The organism is Kitasatospora sp. NPDC059571 (genome assembly GCF_042735675.1).
In the GTDB taxonomy this organism is placed as follows: Bacteria; Actinomycetota; Actinomycetes; order Streptomycetales; family Streptomycetaceae; genus Kitasatospora.
Genome location: NZ_JBHWBW010000814.1, coordinates 1 through 1,506, shown reverse-complemented (window position 1 = coordinate 1,506; position 1,506 = coordinate 1). Strand labels below are relative to the sequence as shown.

Below are 1,506 nucleotides of genomic sequence, written 5' to 3'. Positions count from 1 at the left end.
CCCCCCCACCGCCCCCCCCCCCCCCGCCCTCGCCGGGTTATTATCCGCCGCCGGGGGCGGGACCGCCCCCCGCGCCCCGGCCCCCACCTGCGAAACAAGCCGGAAATCGGACCGACCCGGCGGTGTGACCGCGGCACGGGACGATGGCCGTCCACCCACCCATCCCGCCGCTGCCCCCGCCCCGCCGGGACGGGCGGCCGGCGACCCGGCCCACGGCCCGCCGACAGCCGAGAGGCCGCTCCACGAAGGACGTCTGTGCCCATGGCCGACCTGACCGCCGAGGCGACCGCCCGCCCCGCCGCAGCACCGGACACCGCGCCCCCACTCGCCGGCTACACCGTCGGCATCACCGCCGCCCGCCGCGCCGACGAACTCGCCGCCCTCCTCCAGCGCCGCGGCGCCACCGTCCTGCGCGCCCCCGCACTGCGGATCGTCCCGCTCGCCGACGACGCCGACCTGCTCGCCGCCACCCGCGACCTGGTCGCCGCGCCACCGGACATCGCGGTGGCCACCACCGGCATCGGCTTCCGCGGCTGGATCGAGGCCGCCGAGGGCTGGGGCCTGTTCGACGACCTGATCGGCGTGCTCGGCAAGGCCGTCGTCCTCGCCCGCGGCCCCAAGGCCAAGGGCGCCATCCGGGCCGCCGGGCTGCGCGAGGAGTGGTCGCCGGAGTCCGAGTCCTCCGTCGAGGTGCTGGAGCGGCTCCTCGACCAGGGCGTGGACGGCCGCCGGATCGCCGTCCAGCTGCACGGCGCCCCGCTGCGCGACTTCGTCGAGTCGCTGCGCGCCGCCGGCGCCGAGGTGGTCGAGGTCCCGGTCTACCGCTGGCTGCCCCCGGTGGACCTGGCGCCCGTCGACCGCCTGCTGGACGCCTGCTGCAACGGCGCCCTGGACGCCCTCACCTTCACCTCCGCCCCCGCCGCGATCAGCCTGCTGGAGAGGGCCGCCCAGCGCGGCCGGACCGCGGAGCTGCTGCACGCCCTGCGCCGCGACATCCTGCCGGTCTGCGTCGGCCCGGTCACCGCCGCACCGCTGGAGGAGCTCGACGTGGCCACCGTCTGGCCCGAGCGGATGCGGCTCGGGGCGATGGTGCAGACCCTGACCGCCAGGCTGCCCGAGCGCGCCCGCCGCCTCGCGGTGGCCGGCCACACCCTGGAGCTGCGCGGCCAGGCCGCCCTGGTCGACGGCGACCTGCGGCCCGTCCCGCCGGCCGGCATGGCCCTGCTGCGGGTGCTGGCCCGCCGGCCCGGCTGGGTGGTGCCCCGGGCCGAACTGCTGCGCGCGCTGCCCGGCAGCGGCGACGACGAGCACGCGGTGGAGACCGCGATGGCCCGGCTGCGGGCCTCCCTCGGCGCACCCCGGCTGATCGCCACCGTGGTCAAGCGCGGCTACCGGCTCGCGGTCGACCCGGTCGCCGACCCGGGGGAGAAGTACGGCGCCGGGGCCTGACCGGCACGGGGCGGGGGGCGGGGGGGGGGCGGCCGGGGGGGGGGCCCGCGCGCCCCC

At 79.3% G+C, this 1,506-nt stretch carries 1 protein-coding gene; it reads left to right on the top strand.

Annotation, left to right across the window (positions count from 1 at the left end):
- Positions 1-261: 261 nt before the first annotated feature.
- A complete protein-coding gene (locus ACFV0G_RS39265) occupies positions 262-1,449 on the top strand; it encodes a uroporphyrinogen-III synthase (RefSeq protein WP_380558684.1) in 1,188 nt (395 codons plus the stop codon).
- Positions 1,450-1,506 lie beyond the last annotated feature (57 nt).

Excerpts from the sequence above, each read along its gene's own strand:
- ACFV0G_RS39265 (WP_380558684.1), top strand. The coding sequence starts at position 262 with ATGGCCGACCTGACCGCCGAGGCGACCGCCCGCCCCGCCGCAGCACCG.